Annotated in this window: 18 protein-coding genes; all 18 read right to left on the bottom strand. The window is 30.9% G+C overall.

The window, feature by feature from the left end; all coding sequences use genetic code 11:
* Nucleotides 1-134 precede the first annotated feature (134 nt).
* The 18 genes from ABXQ82_RS10380 to ABXQ82_RS10295 all read right to left on the bottom strand — a co-directional run bounded on the left by ABXQ82_RS10380 (nt 135) and on the right by ABXQ82_RS10295 (nt 18,744).
* On the bottom strand, nt 135-500 hold the full coding sequence (locus tag ABXQ82_RS10380; protein ID WP_367058824.1) for a helix-turn-helix domain-containing protein: 366 nt from the start codon (nt 498-500) through the stop codon (nt 135-137).
* Between the two features lie 4 nt (nt 501-504).
* Nucleotides 505-798: a type II toxin-antitoxin system HigB family toxin gene (locus tag ABXQ82_RS10375; protein WP_367058821.1), complete on the bottom strand. Its 294-nt coding sequence runs from the start codon at nt 796-798 to the stop codon at nt 505-507.
* A 223-nt stretch (nt 799-1,021) separates the two neighbouring features.
* Nucleotides 1,022-1,618 (bottom strand): nucleotidyl transferase AbiEii/AbiGii toxin family protein, encoded by a 597-nt coding sequence (locus ABXQ82_RS10370; RefSeq protein ID WP_367058818.1) that lies wholly within the window; start codon nt 1,616-1,618, stop codon nt 1,022-1,024.
* A 53-nt stretch (nt 1,619-1,671) separates the two neighbouring features.
* Complete coding sequence (locus ABXQ82_RS10365; RefSeq protein WP_367058815.1) at nt 1,672-2,169, bottom strand: helix-turn-helix domain-containing protein; 498 nt, start codon at nt 2,167-2,169, stop codon at nt 1,672-1,674.
* 226 nt (nt 2,170-2,395) lie between these two features.
* Complete coding sequence (gene tnpA, locus ABXQ82_RS10360) at nt 2,396-2,830, bottom strand: IS200/IS605 family transposase (protein WP_367058812.1); 435 nt, start codon at nt 2,828-2,830, stop codon at nt 2,396-2,398.
* 123 nt (nt 2,831-2,953) lie between these two features.
* On the bottom strand, nt 2,954-4,012 hold the full coding sequence (locus ABXQ82_RS10355) for a hypothetical protein (protein WP_367058809.1): 1,059 nt from the start codon (nt 4,010-4,012) through the stop codon (nt 2,954-2,956).
* Between the two features lie 17 nt (nt 4,013-4,029).
* Complete coding sequence (locus ABXQ82_RS10350) at nt 4,030-4,743, bottom strand: SprT family zinc-dependent metalloprotease (protein WP_367058806.1); 714 nt, start codon at nt 4,741-4,743, stop codon at nt 4,030-4,032.
* A complete protein-coding gene (locus ABXQ82_RS10345) occupies nt 4,733-7,759 on the bottom strand; it encodes an HsdR family type I site-specific deoxyribonuclease (protein ID WP_367058803.1) in 3,027 nt (1,008 codons plus the stop codon). Before ABXQ82_RS10345 ends, ABXQ82_RS10350 begins: the two co-directional genes overlap by 11 nt.
* Nucleotides 7,760-7,761: 2 nt before the next feature.
* Nucleotides 7,762-9,081, bottom strand: coding sequence for a hypothetical protein (locus ABXQ82_RS10340; RefSeq protein ID WP_367058800.1), 1,320 nt, complete (start codon nt 9,079-9,081; stop codon nt 7,762-7,764).
* Nucleotides 9,081-10,856 carry an AAA family ATPase gene (locus ABXQ82_RS10335; protein ID WP_367058797.1) on the bottom strand — a complete coding sequence of 592 codons (1,776 nt, stop codon included), beginning with the start codon at nt 10,854-10,856 and terminating at the stop codon, nt 9,081-9,083. Before ABXQ82_RS10335 ends, ABXQ82_RS10340 begins: the two co-directional genes overlap by 1 nt.
* A gap of 16 nt (nt 10,857-10,872) precedes the next feature.
* The gene (locus ABXQ82_RS10330; RefSeq protein ID WP_367058794.1) at nt 10,873-12,780 is read right to left on the bottom strand and encodes a restriction endonuclease subunit S; all 1,908 of its coding nucleotides are present in this window, start codon (nt 12,778-12,780) and stop codon (nt 10,873-10,875) included.
* The gene (locus tag ABXQ82_RS10325) at nt 12,771-15,191 is read right to left on the bottom strand and encodes a type I restriction-modification system subunit M (RefSeq protein ID WP_367058791.1); all 2,421 of its coding nucleotides are present in this window, start codon (nt 15,189-15,191) and stop codon (nt 12,771-12,773) included. Before ABXQ82_RS10325 ends, ABXQ82_RS10330 begins: the two co-directional genes overlap by 10 nt.
* Before the next feature lie 60 nt (nt 15,192-15,251).
* A complete protein-coding gene (locus tag ABXQ82_RS10320; protein WP_367058788.1) occupies nt 15,252-15,437 on the bottom strand; it encodes a helix-turn-helix transcriptional regulator in 186 nt (61 codons plus the stop codon).
* Between the two features lie 270 nt (nt 15,438-15,707).
* The gene (locus tag ABXQ82_RS10315; RefSeq protein ID WP_367058785.1) at nt 15,708-16,211 is read right to left on the bottom strand and encodes a hypothetical protein; all 504 of its coding nucleotides are present in this window, start codon (nt 16,209-16,211) and stop codon (nt 15,708-15,710) included.
* A gap of 11 nt (nt 16,212-16,222) precedes the next feature.
* A complete protein-coding gene (locus ABXQ82_RS10310; RefSeq protein ID WP_367058782.1) occupies nt 16,223-16,690 on the bottom strand; it encodes a hypothetical protein in 468 nt (155 codons plus the stop codon).
* Between the two features lie 359 nt (nt 16,691-17,049).
* A complete protein-coding gene (locus ABXQ82_RS10305; RefSeq protein ID WP_367058779.1) occupies nt 17,050-17,538 on the bottom strand; it encodes a hypothetical protein in 489 nt (162 codons plus the stop codon).
* 4 nt (nt 17,539-17,542) lie between these two features.
* Entirely contained in the window at nt 17,543-18,448 is a 906-nt protein-coding gene (locus tag ABXQ82_RS10300) for a relaxase/mobilization nuclease domain-containing protein (RefSeq protein ID WP_367058776.1), read from the bottom strand.
* Complete coding sequence (locus ABXQ82_RS10295) at nt 18,445-18,744, bottom strand: mobilization protein (RefSeq protein ID WP_092853269.1); 300 nt, start codon at nt 18,742-18,744, stop codon at nt 18,445-18,447. Before ABXQ82_RS10295 ends, ABXQ82_RS10300 begins: the two co-directional genes overlap by 4 nt.
* Nucleotides 18,745-18,786: the final 42 nt, after the last annotated feature.

The raw sequence follows: 18,786 nt of genomic DNA, 5'->3' as shown, positions 1-18,786 counted from the left end.
ATAATAAATTTGATAATATTAGAAATTTAAACAGTCCTGATTAAGGGAAACCTATAAATTTAATACACTTACTACATAAAATAAAAAAGGGCGTGAAATTCTTTACACCCTAAAAATCTAAAATCATCTAAATACTAAACCCCCAAAACAATAGAAGCATCAATACCTAGTTTTTTACTTATTTCTCTTGCTACTTTTAAAGTGGGTTCGCTTTTGCCTGTTAAGTACTCGCTTACTCTTGACGTGCTAACCCCCAAAAGTTCAGATAATCGTTTTTGGTTCAATCCAAGCTCATACATTCGGAGTTTAATAACATCTATTAAATTTGGAGCAGTTACAGGAAAGTTTGCTTCTTCATAATCTGCAACCAAATCAGATAACACATCCAATTCTATAAAGTCCTTACTGTCATTAGGGGTTTTATTTGTTACTACTTTTAATAACTCCTCTACCCTGCTGTAAACAGCTTCATACTCTTTTTCTGTCTTTATAACTCTCATAATCTTAACTATTTGAACAATCTATTTTATCATATTCGGCATGAGTGCCAATAAATCTAATATAAACTTTTTTGGAAGCAAAAATAATAATGGCTACCAATCTGTAATCGTTTCCTTTAATGTTAAATACGTATCTGTCATTGGCAATATAATCTACACTATTAAAGGTTTCCTTTACATCTAAAAAGCTATTCCAGTTACTTAATTTAGTTTTTATGTACCAATCCTCTAAGGCTACAATAGATGATGCATGTTTTTTTGTAAACTCTTTAATTGCTTTGTGTGATACGATCCTCATTTACCTCTTAGTGTTATGCAAATATAACACCATATTTTGAAATACAAAATAAAATTACATAATACGAGATTACTTCCCGATACAATATGTAACTATCCCTTTAAACACTATATCTAAAGAGTTATAAGGTGTAAATTAGGTGTAGTATTTTGTTTGTTTATGGTTGATTTACGTTCTAATATCTAACTATTTAGACTTGGTAAATACCATTAAAGAAAGAATATTATAAAGATTCTTTATACTTCAGAATAATTTCTTCAAAATCATCCTTTATAAATTCCCAATGTTTTCCATTAAGACAAATGGGATTAAAGTCTTCATCGGCTTGGGCAAAGGACGTAAAATTTTGGATAATTAAATCTCGATCGTGTGTATAAGGATATCTTTGCTTATGTAAATCTAACATTTGGCTAATACCATAAGATTGAAGCAGACTATGTAAATCCCAAAAATCCTTTTTTCTTCCACCTCTTTGTACTACATCAACTTTCATTGCTATAATTTCCTCTATAGTTGCCATTCTTATAGCATCAACTTCAATATATGGTTGAATGAAAGTGTCTGTATAATATAAATCGAGCTTTATTGTATGGTCTTTATCCTCTCCAACAAAATAACTTTTTCCCATTGCTGGAATTATTTTTAAAAAATCTACATATTGAAAGTTTTCTTTTAGATGTTTTTCAATGGCATCAAAATCCAATGTTCCATATTGCAAATCACTAAACAAATCAATATCTATTGACTCTCTATGCCCAATTTGTAAACTCAATGCTGTACCACCTACCAATCTAAAATCATTAAATAAATCAGATTTCATTAATTTAAGTAAGCTATTTTTCAATAGTTCGTTAACAGTATTATAGTATAGCATTATACCTTTTCTTTGTTTCTATAAATGGTGTATGGTTTACGAATACCTTCTGCAAGTGCTTCTTCAATTTTTTCATTGGTGTAGAAACGTTTAATTTCTCCTTTTTCAATGTTATTCCCACGTTCAAATACACGTTTAATAACAGCGATACTTTGGTTTTCCCAATCTATTTTAGAAATATCTGTATCCCAAAACAATGACCTTCTTAAAAGATTTAAGTTTGGGGTACTTTGTTCCATTTTGTTTTTTTCTTCCTTAATATCAAAATAGGTTTGTAGCAAGGCAAGCGTTCCCTCTTCTAAGTTTAGTTTTTTTTCAATTTTTAAAGCTAGAGGCGTATTAAGTTTCCGTCTGCCCTTGGAAATTGCATTAATTGTCTGAGGATATTCATCAATAGACATTGCAAATGGACGTTGTGAAATGCCTTTTTGGGTTAGCAAGCGTTCCAATATTATTCCTGGATGGATGCCTTTGTATTTATCGATTAATATATTCATACTACAAATGTAAACAATTTTGTTTATACTTTCAAATTACCAGTCTATTTAGGGTTTATATTTTCCACATGATACAATATTTTTCTATTTTTTATTTATGAGGATTAACACTATTTGCGAAGTACATATTGAGTTCAAACAATTTATATTAATGATTCTAAAAGTAAACTAAACTACCATCGGCTAAAGACCGATGGGTTTTGATTTCGCCTAAAGGCGACTAAAGTTAGTCCACCGTAGTAAAGTCTCCACCCTCTTTTTCATTATTATCTTGATTCTCTATATACTCCATTATTACCTCATCTGTGATATTTCCTGAACTTGCTACAAAATACCCTCTAGCCCAAAGATGACGTCCCCAAAATAGTCGGGAAACTTGTTTGTTTTCTTGCATCAACTTATAAGAACTTTTGCCCTTGAGAAATTGTACCAACTTTGATATTGCCAAATGAGGCGGAACAGAAACGAAAAGATGCACGTGGTCTTTGGAAACGTGGCCTTTCAATATTTCTACATCGTGTCTCTTGCATATTTCTCTAACCAATTCTCTTACTCGTTTGCCAACTTCTCCAGCCAAAACCTTTTTCCTATATTTGGTAATCCAAACAATGTGGTATTTGCAATCATAAGTAGTGTGGGATGTTTTTCGATAGTTTTGCATCCTACAAAAATATAAAACTAAAGTCTTCGCCTAAAGGCGAGGGATTTTCCCCCAGATTGATACATTAAAAGAAATTAGAATAGTCTAAATCATTAAATCAAAATGTTTAATTTCATTTAAATATTATTTAATAGCATTAGATGGGTCAAAATAATTAATTGGAAATTTCTTATCGTTGTATTTTAGAAATGGTGTTCTATTATCCTGTATAAAATTTATTAATTCGCAATATTCCTTTCTTTTCTGGGTACTTAATTTTTCAATAAAATGAGGCGATATAACAACATTTTCCGCACCCTCAAAAAGAAAAAAATTTAAAAATTTTTGTTGCTTTAATTCATAAGGAATGGCATCAATTTGGTCTAAAAGCTTACACCCAATTGGGTCATCAGGAAATGCTGCAAGTATAATTACGGTACGATTGGAAAATGGCAAAACTGTGGTAAAAACACTACTTTGAAATTCATCCAATGGATTCATTTGAATACTTTTACCATTCGGAAGTTGGTGTGGTGTTATATAGGCAGCACATCCTATGGGGCAAGTATATGGATACTCAATTACTAAATACTCCAAATTTGAATATTCTTTATTCAAGAGCCATTCATCCATTCTCTTCTTAGGCTCAATAAAATCATTTAAAGCTGCTCGAACTCCTAATTTCGATTCTGCCAACTGAACAGGATTAAACATATTGTTTAGCAAAGATATAATTTCAGGGTCTTCGGATTGATAATATTTATCCTCTTCAAACTTGCGATGTGCAGCTATTGCAAATGACCTGTAACTATGAAGAAATAAATGTTCGTCATTATCGATATCGGTTATTTCTGGCTCATTTTCTATTAACTTAAATATCTCAGTATCGTGGAATGAACAAAACCCATCAAAAGTAGTAGCAACTTTTCTCCCTGTTTTCTTGAGGTCAAAAAAATCGTGTTTGAAGTTATGCTCTCTTTCTGTATGAATATATAAATATCTATTTCCATCAAGGTCTTTTTCCAAAAACCTCAATGATCCTTGACGCTGAAGACTATGAGCACTTTTAATGGGTAGGACGCACTCTTCTTTATCTGGATGGAAACAGTCCTTTATATTAGCTTCAGAACGAATTTTACTCTGAATTCTATTGAATTGCTTTCGCATTTCAATCATCTCTTCATTAATCTTATCTGAATCCATTCTTTTAAATATCAATTTTAATAAGCCACAGGCAAATTATCCAATTCTCTCTTATAAGTTTTCCAATTTGGCATAAACTTGTCTAGCAGTCCTTTAAAATGGTCGTTGTGGTTGCGTTCAAAAAAATGCATTAACTCGTGAACAATAACGTACTCTAAACAATGCCTAGGTTTTTTTGCCAATTCAAGATTCAATAAAATTTTTCGTTTTTCAATATTACAAGAACCCCATCTAGTTCGCATTTTTTTAATATCCCAATGTTCACAGCTTAATCCGGTTTTCTCTTCCCAGATTTTAATAATGTCCGGCACAATTTCTTTTAAATGCATTCTATACCATTCATTGAAAACTTTCTCTTTGGCTTCAATGGTCGCTTTTGGACTAACATACAATTCTATATAGCTTTTATTTTTAATTTTCAATTCGTGCTTACCGTAACGCTCTATAACTTTCAATAAATAGCGTTTACCATCAAAGTAATGACTTTCGCCTGTGATGTATTCTCTTGGCGCTTCTCTTAACTGTTCGTAGAAGTTTTTTTGATGCTTTTTAATCCATCTAATCTTACTTATAGCAAAAAGCCTAATAGCTTCATCATTTACGTCTTTAGGCGATGCTATACGGATTCTTCCTGTTGGTGGATAAACAGCCAAGTGCATATTCTTGATGTCCTTTTTAACGACATCAATAGTTAAATCTAAAACTTGTATTTGCTCTTCTTTAATACTCATTTTGATTTTTTATAATTTCAAAAATCTCATCGACACTATAACCATCTGGAAGTATATGCTTTATTGCAATTCTAATTTTCTTTTCTTTTAATTTATTACCTCTAAAATCCGCTTGTTTATTATACTTAACAGTTTCATCCATTAAAACAGCTAGAGCTTCGTCTCTTCCCAAATTATCATACAATGCACGTTTAGCATTTGTATCAAGAACGTTCGGGTAATCCGAAGTTTTATTTGGGCGTGTAACCCTTTTAGTAAGGTCTATTATTTTTTGAAGATACTTTTTATAGTCAAAAGCTTCTCGTTTGCGCTCTAGAATCAATTCATCCAAAATTACCGACATTTTCTCGAAATACCTCGGATTAGTTGGTGCTTCCTCAATAATAACTTTACGTAAATTATTTTCAATAGTTTCTGCAACAGCTTCTCTATCATTTCTAATTCCTTCAGGTAAAGATTCAATGGCTTCTTCTTCTCGTTCAACTATTAATTGAATTAAAGACAAATCATCAAAAGCTGAAATGGTTTCGCTTTCCTCTGCTCTAATATAACTATCAATTAAATGCCTCATTGCTGGCTCAAACCTTTTTAAATCAATGTAGTCGCCACTTGCCTTTTCAATTTCGTCTCTTAAATTAGCATAGAATTTAACTTCTTGCTTAATTGTTTCGATTTCGCTTGCTGAATAGCCTGCTTCTTCCATTTCGTTAGCTATATTGGCATAAGAACGAATTAAACTAACGGTATATTTATATAAATGGACTCTTAAAGCTTCTGTGTCCTTTAAATCATCTTTGTTTTCAGACTTACCACAGAAAAAATGCTGAAAATTAATTGTGTTCTGCGGAAACACAGGTTCGCATAAGGCTTTAATTGTTTCTCTTGCATCTTCTAATCGTTCTTTTGCTTTTACTAGTCTATTATCTAAAAGCCCTTGTACATCATCGTTTTCAAACTCTCCGAAAGCTTCTTTAGTATAATCGTTAATTGAGTTTTCTAAACTTTTGAATAAATCCTTATAATCTACGATATAGCCATATTCCTTACTTTCTCCATCCAATCGATTAACACGACAAATTGCCTGGAATAATCCGTGGTCTCGCATTTGTTTATCGATATATAAAAAGGTGGCAGATGGCGCATCAAAACCAGTCAGCAACTTATCGACTACAATAAGCAATTTCATTTGAGCAGGCTCTTCAATAAATTTCGTTTTCGCTTCTAATTCAAAATCTTCAGTTGTTTTTCCATCAAGCATATTTTTATAAGTCTCATACTGCATTAATTTTTCAGTATAACCCTCTTCGCCTGTGGTTTCGTCTTTTATGCTTTGTAAAGTTGGATTGTAAGACGTGATAATGGCGCATCGTTTAAAACCTTTTTGTTGAAATATGTCGTAATAACGACAAGCTTGATAAATACTTCCTGAGACTAACATTGCGTTTCCTGTTCCGTTCTGTAATCTATCCTTAATCTCAAAGTCCATTAAAATATCATCGACAATTCGATTTAATCGGTCTTGGGAACTTAATACCTTTTGCATTGTTCCCCAACGCTGTTTTAATTTTCGTTTTGCTATATCCGTTAATCCTCTTGTTTTAGCATCAAACCATTGGTCAATTTTCTTTTGCGATGTAATATTTTGATCAACATTACGAGCTTCATATCTTAAATCTAAAACCACTTTATCCCTAACAGCTTCATCAAATTTATAAGTATGAATGTACGAACCAAAAATCTCAATACTCTTTTGTTTGTCTTTTTTTAATAACGGTGTTCCAGTAAATCCAACAAACAACCCATTGGGTAGAATCTGTTGCATTGCTTTATTTAAACTTCCCGATTGCGTTCTATGGCATTCATCCACAAATACAAAAAGATTTCCTTTCGCTTTAAAGTCTTTTGGTAAGCTGCGTGTTAATTCATCAGCAAATGCATCAAAATTAGCTTCATCTTTCCCTCCGAATTTGTGAACTAAAGAACAAATTAGCCACTCGTTTTTTTGATTGAGCGTATGGATTAAGTCTTGACCACTTTCAGTTCTGTAAATATTCTCTTGAACACCTTTAAAAACTTTCTCAATTTGACTGTCTAACTCTTCTCTATCTGTGATTATTAATACTCTAGCATCATCAACATTTTCTCTTAGCCACTTGGTAAGCCAAACCATAGTTAAACTTTTTCCGCTTCCTTGTGTATGCCATATTATACCTCCTTCTCTTTTCAGAAGTCTTTCTTGCGCTGCTTTAACTCCAAAATACTGATTATGCCTGCATAATTTTTTAACACCTTTATCGAAAACAATAAAATCGTGGATAATTTCTAGAAAACGCTGCTTATTACATATTTGAGAAATGTGTTTTAATAACTTATTAGCTTCAAGGCTATTTTCTTTCCATTGTAAATAATACTTTTCTGAAGTTTCTATTGTTCCGTAGCGTAAACCCTCAGTTTCATTTCCTGCCATTAACAATTGCATCGTCGTAAAAAATGAACCAATAACATCTTTTTCTTGGTTCAATAAATTTTGTCTGATGCCTTCTGTTACTCCAACGGTACTTCTTTTTAGTTCTATAACACCTAAAGCAATACCATTGACATAAATTACAATATCTGGTCTTTTAGTATGGTTACCAGAAATTGTAACTTCTTCTGCAATAGCAAAATGATTGTTATTCGGATTTTGCCAATCTATTAGCCATACGGTTTCTTTATTTTCTCCAACATCTGGTCTTACTTTAACACCATATCTCAGAAAACTATTTGCATCTTTATTAGCATCATAAAGACTTTTACCAAGGTCGGTTGTGTCCTTGGTTAATTTATCAATAGCTTTTTTTATAAGCGTATCTGAATACCCTTGTTTCTTTAAGAACGGAATTAAGTATTTAGGTTCAATATTACTATTATCGGCTCTGTCTTTCCAATCGCCTAGATAGTCATACTTTAAACCCAATTCAAAAAACTGGATTACTTTATTTTGCGTTATGCGCTCTATTTGACCAATGTTGCTCATATTTAATTCTTTTGTAAATCGGCTATTCTACTTAAAAAATTCAGCTCTTCTCTTTTTACTTTTTCTTCGGTTAAATCGGTGTAATCAATTCCATCAACTAGATAGCGAGTGTTTGTCGCTTCTTGATTAAAAAGAGATTCAGATTTGTTTTTAAATTGCCTTTCAGTACTAAAATCTTTTGAGAGTGGATATAAAAGGCCTCCTGCAATGACATTTTTATTCTGATGATAGTAATTTATATACGTATGTATTTGAAAGAAGTCTGCCCTATCATAATCATAATAATCAAACTCCATTCTTTTATACTTAGCATCCCAAACCATAACATCCTTTTCTCTTTCTAAAACAATATCTGGAATGAGTAATCGCTTAAAATCTTTCTCCTTATAAGTCTGTATTTTATCTTCCCTCAGTTTCCAACCGAATTTAGCGAAGTGTCTTTTTAAAATTGACCTTAAATAAATTTCCCAAACTTCTGCCATATCGATAAAAAAGCTAAAGCTATCTGAATTTTTATCGTTGTTATTACCGAAACTTTTCTTTTTGATAATATCCCAAGAGAGGTCAACAACAGGTTTAAACGATTTATAAATATCATTATACTTAATATTATTAAAATCTGATTCCGTTAAATAAGTATCTCTTGTGTTAGAAGTTAATATTTGTTCTATTGCATTTTTAGCACCTAATGACACTTTGATTGAGGACAATTTGTAATCGGATTTTAAAATCCTATATGCTTTTAAAAGAATTTTAGAAATATTAGCATCAACAACTTTCTCATTGTATCTACTCACTATTTTTTCTTCAACATATAATGGCATTATACTTTTTCTAACATCCAATCGTCCTCTAACAATTGCACCTTTATAATACCTAACTTTATTGTGCTTTGGAATACCGTGCTTATTTGCCTTTGATAAAAGATTTAGCCATAAAAAAGCTATCAATTGCTTAATTAAGTATTGATAGTCGTCTTGTTTATTGACATTACTTTTAGAGTGAGTTAACTTAATATTGAAAACTTCTTCGAGCATTCTAAATAGCTGTAAGTTTCCAAATCTTGGTTTTACAACAATTTTATAATCAATACCATTATATTTAAATTGAGCCTCTCCAACTAATCTTCCAGCGTACCATTTTGCATCTTTGGTACTAAAATATGCTATTTCTAAATCATCATTCTTATTTTGGTTTCCAATATGAAATATGTTTAGTTCATTTTGATTAGAAATAAAGTATTGTATTGCTTCGCCATTTCCTTCTTGATTCTCAAAAGGAAAGCAATCTTTAGCTTCGATTAGGATTGGCGCTTCTGACATTATTTACTAAAAAATATCGTTTTAAGTTCTTTTAAAATTTCATCTCGTGAGTCAAGTTCCATATTGCCTAAAAAAGATATAAGCATAGGTTGAATAGAAATGTTCCATAAAATACCTGTTGCACCACCATCATTTCTATAAAGCTGATTTTGCAAACTTGTATAACCACCTATCTCTTTATAACTTTTATAAATCTCTACGATTTCCCCAAAAAATGTATGTCCTATTTGGTATTGTTTACCGAGTTCTGAAATTATTGAAATTTTGTAATTAAGAGCAGTTACATTCCTAATATATCTTTCCATCTCCTCTCCCATCTTTAATCGCGTTGCTAAAGCATTATTTTTTTTATGAATTATTTCCCAAAGTATATCCTGATTATATCCATAAAAAAACCATAAAAAACGCCTTCTTAAAGCAAAATCAATCCGTTCTAGTGAAAAATCAATCTCATTCATTGTACCAATAACATATAAGTTACTTGGTATCGTTAATTTTAGTTCTCCAACACCTACCTCGATTGGTTCGTCTCTATTTTCAAGTGCAGAAAACACTTCTCCAAAAAGTCTAGATAAATCAATCCTATTTATTTCGTCCAATATCAAAACGTGAGGCAGTTTCTCTGAATCTTCTGCTACTTTTTTACAGATATTGAATAATGTGCCTTTAGTTTTAACCGTATTACCATCCTTCAATTGATAGCCCGCAATAAAATCTTCGTAGGTGTAATTGGGATGAAGTTGTAAATGGTGTATTCTATTTTTGGTAAAATTGGGCTTATCCTTAAAATACTTCACAACATTCTTTCTCTCACTCAAATAACTATGCGAAATCAAAGCTTCCGCTAAATGTTTAGCGGTATGTGTTTTACTAGTACCTGGTGGACCATATAATATTATTGCCTTTTTGTATTGTAATCCTTGAACCTCTGAAAAGCCCTCTTCTGTTAAAGAATAATTCCAAATTTTAGAATATTGGTGTTCGTAAAAATCAAAATCTGGTCTGGTATATTGCCCTAACCTTTGTCTAATGGCATATATCTTTTCATCTGCATTTAGATTCTTTTTTTCTTCATCACTTAATAAGCCATTAAACGAAACTATAATTTGATTTTTATGAGTTTCCGAAGCAATACGCTCATAATTATCGGGATTACTGGTATAGGTTAGAATATTAGTTAGTGCTAATTTGCTCTTAGGCAATGCTTCTTTTAATTCTGCGGATAGCGCATAATCCTCAATTTCATTTCCATATTTATGATATATGCAGATGTTTTCTATCCAATCTTTTACTTGTTGTGAAGTCTTAATTTCGTTTGAATCAACCTTTCTTTTGATAAATTGTATGATTAATAAAGCAAAGACAATTTCAAAATATTTATTATTTGTATGCCATTGACCTGCGCTTCCAAATCCTCTTGGATAAATATCTTTAACTAATTTATCATCACTTAACTCAGTAGTTCTTCTCGTGTAATGGATTTTTTTATTATAACTTATATCGTCAACTGCAAAAGCCCACAACCATTCTGCGTGAGAAAATACTAGTCGTGTTTCTAAATCTGCATCTTTAAATTGTTGCGTTATTTTTGAATCAAAATTGCTTCCTTCTTCATCATTATAATTTTCGATAAAATTTTTAAAACAGTTATTTATATTAGTTTCATTCAGAATATTTTGATTCTCAATTGTCAAAATACTATTCCCTTTTAAAAGAAACTCATTAATAAATTGGTCGTAACATTTATAAACATCTTCTGCGTGTCCTTGTCTCATATTTTAAATCTATTTTCTAACTAAACAGTTGGTTTAGTTTATGAATAGCACTTTTTAAATTATCATCTGAAAAGATTGGTCTTTTTAGTTTTGGTCGCCATTCTTTATCATCGTTTATTAATTGCTTAACAGTTTGAAAATTCACTAATTTATTTGCTAACAATAAATCTTGCATTGCCATATCAACCGTTGCCCAAAGCTCTAATTGATTTCGTTTTGTGAATTTGAATTGCTGAATCCATTGTAACGCATTTTCTCCATACCATTTTTTAAAATACTCAACTGCTTTGGAAGAGTTCGCTCCTGCAATAAAATTTTCGTACTTTTTTCCGTTATGATTAGATATATGTTTTTTCACATATTTATTCTCTAACGCAATTTTTTCAGCACCTCCATATCTTGTTTTTGGCTTATAAGGACCAGCTGCTTTTTTTAGATAGCCTTTATCCTCTTCTTCCTTATACCGCTTAACTAAATAAGAAACTTTAGTGTACATAAAACGAGTTAATGGAAATTTATCACTACCAAATACTTCTGCCATAGTGCCAATTAGAACTGCATCGGTTATGTGTTCATTTCGTGGCTTTTCACTTTTAGAATCTTTCTCAGGATTAGTAACAATAGGTATTATTTTATCTTCAATATTTACTTTTAATTTTGTAACCAAATCTTTTTTAGAGGGTTGAATAATTGGTTTAACTAACCTAATCTTGCCTGTCAACAACTCTTGTATCATACCTTGCTTTAGATTTTCTGTTTTTTGTAGTTGAGTTTCTAAAGCTTCAATTTCTGAATCCATATCACTTAATATTTGAGCGATTGCTTCTTGTTCTTTAAAATTTGGAATTGGTAAAACTAATTCCTCTATGTCTGAATGAGATAAATGTTTTACAGTAGTACTTGAGGTTATTTCTTCTATATCTTTTAATGGTTTAATCAAAAAATAATAGAAAAATGTTAGGTTTACCTTATTTGAAACTAATCTGCCAATTCTTTGATTTAAAAGTCCTATTCCTTTGTTCCACAAGCAAGGAATAAAATCCCCATCCATTCCTATTAAAACATCTCCATTTTTTACAATATATTCAGATGGAAAATCACTATCCGAATAAAGAACTATTTTTCCATCGTTTTTTAAATCTCTATTTTTTATTAATCTAACACCTTCTTTTTCATTAAAAAAAACAGAGAGAAAAGGGTAACCAACTTGAAAAGAAAGTACTTCTCCCAATCTTTTTAACTTCCACTTTTCTTCAAAACCTTTTAACCGCTTTTTACCAGTTAACAATTCTTGCATTGCACCTTGTTTAATAGCTTTCTTCTTTGATATAACTGTATTTAAGTTTTTGATGAGTAGGACAGTATCGATTAAAACTTCCGCTATTGACTTTTGTTCATTTAATGGTGGTTTAGGAATTAAAATAGTTTTGAGATTTGTTTTAGAAACACCAAACACTTTCATTCCTGTAGTAAGGCGTTTGAAACTGTTTTTAACTAAAATATTTTCACTTATATATGCTTTAAACCCATTAGCAAAATGACCATTTTTGTCTCTAAACAAGAAAGTATGAAGTCCTGAGATTGCTTTCAAACTATTTGAATTAATTACTTCAACACTTTTACCAACACCTTCATAATCTTCAGAAGCATCAGCCATTATTATATCTCCATCTTTAATTAAGCTGTATCTTTTACCCTGAATTTCAGATACAGTAGGCAGTTCACTTTTTAAGTCTAAAAAATGCTTGAAACGAGTATGAATGTCGCCATAATGAATATACTTGATAGGCTCAATTTTAGATAATTGAGCACGAGAATAAGTAGCAGTTGACAAAAATAAAAATGCGTCATCATAAGTTATTAAATCCCAATCCTCTGGAATTACACCTATATCTGTTCGTTTATAGCCTTTTTTTAATTCCATACCATTCCCATTTTTTGTAAATGTTGTGCAACTTTCTTTTGCAATTCTTGAACTTGTTGCTCTACTTTAGGTAATGGGTATTCGTAACGGTTTGCCAACTCCATTATACGGTCAGTTAATCGTTGGCTTATGCGGTCTATTTCGCTATCAATCTTATTTTTTATAATTGTTAACCATTTATCTTCAACAATAAGAATTTTTATTTCCTGTTCTGTTAATTCAGAATATTTGGCATATGCTTTTTGTTTTAATTTTGCGACTTCTTCTTTTAAAGTCTTTTTATTCGCAGTTTCTAAAGACATTAGTTTATCGTAAATGTGAATTATATCATATTCATCTGCATATTCATCGTCTCCTTTTATTTCTTTAAGACGTTTACTCATATAACCTTTAGTAATATTGCCTTTATCATTAATTACTTCATTCAATAAACCTTCATCGCCAGAATGTTCCTCAATGAGTTCAGTCATTTCAGCTGATAATGTATCTAAATAGACTTCAATTGTAGTTACTTCGGTTTTCTCCTTTTTGAAAAATCTATTTATAACCAATTCAAAAGAGATTAATTCGCTTTCAAATTCGCCTTTTCTAATTTTTCCGTTTTTATCTTTTAATGGTGTTGATGTGGCTACCCAACCACCTTCTTTAATTAAAAAACTATCATCTTTTAGTGTTTCATTCCAATAATCCATTAAATGCTGATAAATATCATACGGATTGATTAAGGCTTTGTTTTTATACTGTTTTAATAGGCTTTCAGATATTTCAGCAACTAATTCCTTTGGCTTAGTGATTTCATTAATGTTCCAAAGTTTTGGTTTAGTTTCACTTTCCCATTCGCTATAAACCCTATCTAAAGATTTTCGGTATATTATAAATTCAGCGTGATTAAAAATAGCTTCTTTAATCAATGCCTTAGGTACAACTAAACTTTTATATTGCTCTCTTTTTGTAGGTTGAAACAAATGCTCCTTTAGGTTTGGGTAAACATCCCAATAATTTTGCAAGGCTTCCACATCTCTATTAGGAATATCGCCTAATAAATGAGCTTGGATATCTTGTATATCTTCTTCATCTTGACTATCAATATATCTTGGAATATTAAGATTGTATTCGTTGGCTTCAATCTCTTTATAAGATACCATTCTTGAAAACTTTTCTACTTTCACTTGTTTATTAAAAACATCTACGATTTTATGTAAATCTTGCTCTCTTAAACGGTTTTTGTTTCCATTTTTTATAAAGCTTTTACTAGCATCTATCATAAAAATACCTTTACGAGTTGCTGCGTTTTCTTTGTCTATAACAATAATACAAGCAGGAATACCAGTTCCAAAAAACAAGTTGGCAGACAATCCAATAATCCCTTTAATTAAACCACGTTTTACAATGTTGGTTCTTATAGTTGCTTCTGCATTACCACGGAACAAAACACCGTGAGGTAAAATAACTGCTCCTTTTCCTTTCGTCTTTAAAGAACGGATGATATGCAATAAAAAAGCATAGTCGCCATTTTTATTAGGCGGAATGCCATAACCATCAAAACGCTTATAAATATCACTTTGTGGATTAAAACCATTGCTCCAAGATTTAACTGAAAATGGTGGATTTGCCACACAGAAATCGAAGCGTTTTAATTGGTCTCCATCTTTATGTATTGGCTCTGCTAATGTGTTTCCTTGCACGATATCTTGTACTGCTTCGGGATTATTATGCAATACCATATTCATTTTTGCTAAGGCAACTGTAGCATTGTCTTTTTCTTGACCGTAAATTGTTAATCCGTGAGGTGCTTCATCGTTTACTTTTAAAAGCAACGAAGCTGATCCACAGGCTGGGTCATATACGGTTTGAGATTGCGAAGTGGCTTTATTTACACCTATAATTTTTGCCATTATTCGAGACACTTCCGCAGGCGTATAAAATTGCCCTTTGCTCTTTCCTGCTTCTTTTGCGAAGTGTTGCATTAGGTACTCGTATGCATCGCCCAATAGGTCGTCATCTTCAGCTCTGTTATTACTGAAGTTAAGCGCAGGGTTTTCGAAAATAGCAATTAGTTTGCTTAACTTTTCAATAAGTTCTTTCCCTTTCCCTAGTTTATCTTCGTCATTGAAATCTGCCATTTTAGAGAGCATATCAAATCCGTTTTCCTTATCAATAGGTGCTAAAACTTTTTTGTTGATGTAATCGCCTATACCATCTTTCCCTTTCATTTTAACCAAATCGTTAAAACTTGCACCTTCTGGAATGGTAATTAATGCATCTTCATCATCTGCATACTTGTCTGAAACATATTTTATAAATAGTAACGGAAGAATGTAATCTTTGTATTGAGAAGCATCCATACCACCTCTTAATTCGTCACAACTTTTCCAAAGTGAACTATATAATTCTGATTTTTTAATTGCCATAAATGGTTTTTATAACTTGTTTAGGTTTAATGTTATCAATATTTATTTCTTGTAATTATATCAAGTTGCTAGCAATATCTTTGGGTCAACGTGCAGAATTTGCCCAATTTTGAATAATGTCTCAATACTAGGCTGCTTCCTATTCTGCACATAACCATTAACAGTATTAAAACTTTTGCCTAACTGTTCTGCTAGCCAAACTTGCTTAATACCCTTTTCTTCTAGAACTGCTTTAATTCGGTTCATTCTGTTATATTAAAAGTTTTTAAATATAGATGTTTCAATTGTAAAACACATCGGATAACGTTATGTTTTTATATTCCAATTTTAATTACATTCAATAAAAAAACCGCAAATAGCGGTTGTTTAATATTTAATCCCCCAACTGGTGGACAATTAGGTTTTTTAATCCGTAGATTCTACTTAATAGTACAAATATGAGAACAACACCAATTAAAGGTAGTTATCTCTATATTCTACTACTTCGGTTTAGTTAATTTTCGTTTATACATTCAGCTAATTTTCAGTCAATTTATAAAATTTGAAATGAATTTTATCAGACAAAGTATCATTTACAGTTAGTTCGCTTTTATAATTATTTTCAAATAACTTATACCTTTGCGCACAGTAATATTTATTTCCACTTTCTGTGGTTACAAGACTCAATTCCTTGCTTTCTGCCAATTCTAATTTTGTTTCAGCATCTAGAGTTTCATAATCGAGACAAAACTGAACTCTGGTTCTGTAGATTCCGAAACTAATTTCAGATAAGATTGGTTTGGCAATATTACCACGATATAGCACAGTATCCTTATAAACAATTTCGAACTGATACGTTATTAAGTTATTTTTAGTCGAATTTATTAAGTCGTCATCAGGGATTTTTGCCCCCCAACTTTTAGCAATGTCCTTACTAAGGTATGCTAATTCAGCTTCGTTAAGTTCTGTTTTTGTAATATTCTGCCCGTTAGTAAATAGAAAACTAGCTAAAAGTGAGATTGTTAGTATGATTTTTTTCATAGTATTTTTTATTAGTGATATTTTTGAGAAACGATATCTCCAGCTAAGTGAAGACCTAAGCCTGAATGGTATAATTTATTATTGGTATTAAAACATTTACTACATAAACGATAATCTGCTTCGGCATACGTGTAGAATTTCTCCCTACTTTCTATAATAACATCATAGGATTTAAAACATATAAAACAGTCTATAGTGTAAATTGCATATTGTTTGATTGTACTCCATTCATTAAGGCAATAAGTACCTTTATATTTATCTAAAAATTCCTTTTCTGACATTACAAAATCCTCAATACCGTTAACTGTTTGAGTTTTGAAATATTCGTGAATCATTTCTTCTGCATCGAGGCTTAATTTGCCATTAATTACTATTTTTTTTTGTTTCATAATTGGGTATAAAAAAAGCGAGAGACCATTACTTATCAGTATAGAGGTCTCGCCAGAAACCCTTCCCCAAATAAGAACAGCCCTCGCCATTGCGAGGACGTCCTAACTTTGATTTTGGGGAAATTTAAAACTGGCGAGTTTCTATGTCCGAATCAAAAGCTAAACGCTTTTATATTATTAAATTAATTTATTTCTCTCTCATATTATTTATTTTATTCTTTACAAATTTAAGGATTTATATTTTTAATTGATTGATTTTTAAAGCTGATATGCATTTGTTCTCAATGATTAAAAAAACCTTTTTTGCTATAATGCTATTTTATATTAATACAGTAAAACTATAATACATTAAAATAGTAAAACTGTTTTAATATAAAACTATATTGATGTTAAACTATAAAGTAATAATAAGACTTTGTAGTTTTAATATAATACATCAAAACTGTAATTTATTTCTCCTTCCAATTATTATACCTCAATGCTTCTTTTTGATTTTCAAGGAAGTAGCTATGATAGTCATAGGCTTGTTTCTTAAACTTATTTCTATCTTTTAATACATTTTCATATTCGCTTTTTTCAACTGAATTCTTAACTGCGATGTAAAATGATAGTCCTGCTGTTGAAAGAAAAAAAACATTCAGAATAATCAGATAAAGCAATCTTTTTGAGCTAACTTTTTTATGAATATTCAATAATTCCTTATTATTTTCTCTTGTTTGTGCGTGAAAATTTTCAAAATCGTTTTTAATAATATTACGATTTGATTGTTTCATTGCTTCAAGTTCCGCAATATTAAAATCAACCTTTATACTATTTAACTTTGAAATAGATTTATTTAAAATATCATTTCGGTCCCTTATGACCTTATCGAAATTTGACATTTGCTGAATTAGTACCTCTACCAATTCAGATACTTTTGGTTGGGATTGTTTAGCCATAGTTTTAACGTCTTACTGATTTTCTTTTTCTTGATTTCTTTTTTTCTAAATTTTCATTTTGACTCTCGCCACCACTAAAGGCTAGTTGAGTAATTATTGATTTAAAAATCGAAGCATTTAAACTATAGTCATTTATTACAGATTCTTTATTCCAGTTATTTGAATTTCTCGATATTTCATTTTCGTTAGAAAACAATTTATTAAGTTTCAAATTCCTATCTACTTCACTTGCCTTTAAATTAGTTCCTGAAGCATCGTGAATAAATCGATAACCTTGAATGTTACCTTGTTTATTAATAGTAGGCAAAACTTGAATCCCAAACTTTGCCATATCTTTTTGATAAGCAACGAGGTTTTTAGGCTTACCTTTTAAAACTAAGTAATGCGCTTTTTTGATTATACTTCTTACTTCTTTTGTAAATTCTTTTTGTTCACGCTCTCTAGTTTCCTTTATGTCTTTAGCTGATGTCCATCCGTATTCCAGAGCCATCTTATGTGCAGCGTCTTGTGCCTTTTTACTAATAAAACTATCATTTATTAATTTGCCATCTGATTTCACACGATTTAGTAAAATATGTAAGTGCTTATGGTCTTTCTCAGTATGTATAAAGGCAATAAATTGATTTGATTTAGGATCTAGATTCATTTCCTTTAAGAAACCTTTTGTTAGTTCCTTTAACTGGTAGTCTGACATACGACTACTATCTTCAATAGTTGGCGATAAAACAATACTTATAGTGTTGTTCTTACATTTTAAATTTTGATTTTGAAAGATAGCCATATCAGAATACAGTTCTTTTGGTGTTACTCCAGAAAGACCATTACGCAAAAGTTCATATCCTTTATCTTCATTAACCACATAATGAAAAAGCGCAGTTCCGCCTGGGCAAGATTTTGCTTTACTTATCATTTCAATTTATTTAAATGTTCTCGTATAAGTTTGGCTGTATCTATCGAAGTTTCTTTAACTCCAGTAACATCTCCTAATTTGAATAAGTTACCTATTCTTCTAAAATTATCTCCAAACTTATTTAGCTGTTTATAAACTTCAATTTCATCATAAGTAAGCTTATAAGTCAAAGGATAATCTAGCGCAATATTTCTTAGGTATTCTGAAACTGAACATCCAGTTTTATATGCTTTATGTTTAATTATAAGATGTTCTGTGAGCGTAACTCTAAATTCTATTTTCTTGTTTTTTTTCATTTTATCTCTTTAAAAATTTTGCGACCTTCGGGATGAAAAACG

This window comes from Algibacter sp. 2305UL17-15 (genome assembly GCF_040720935.1).
Lineage (GTDB): Bacteria > Bacteroidota > Bacteroidia > Flavobacteriales > Flavobacteriaceae > Jejuia.
Note: the sequence above shows the minus strand (reverse complement) of the source record. Positions and strands in the feature narration are given on the sequence as shown.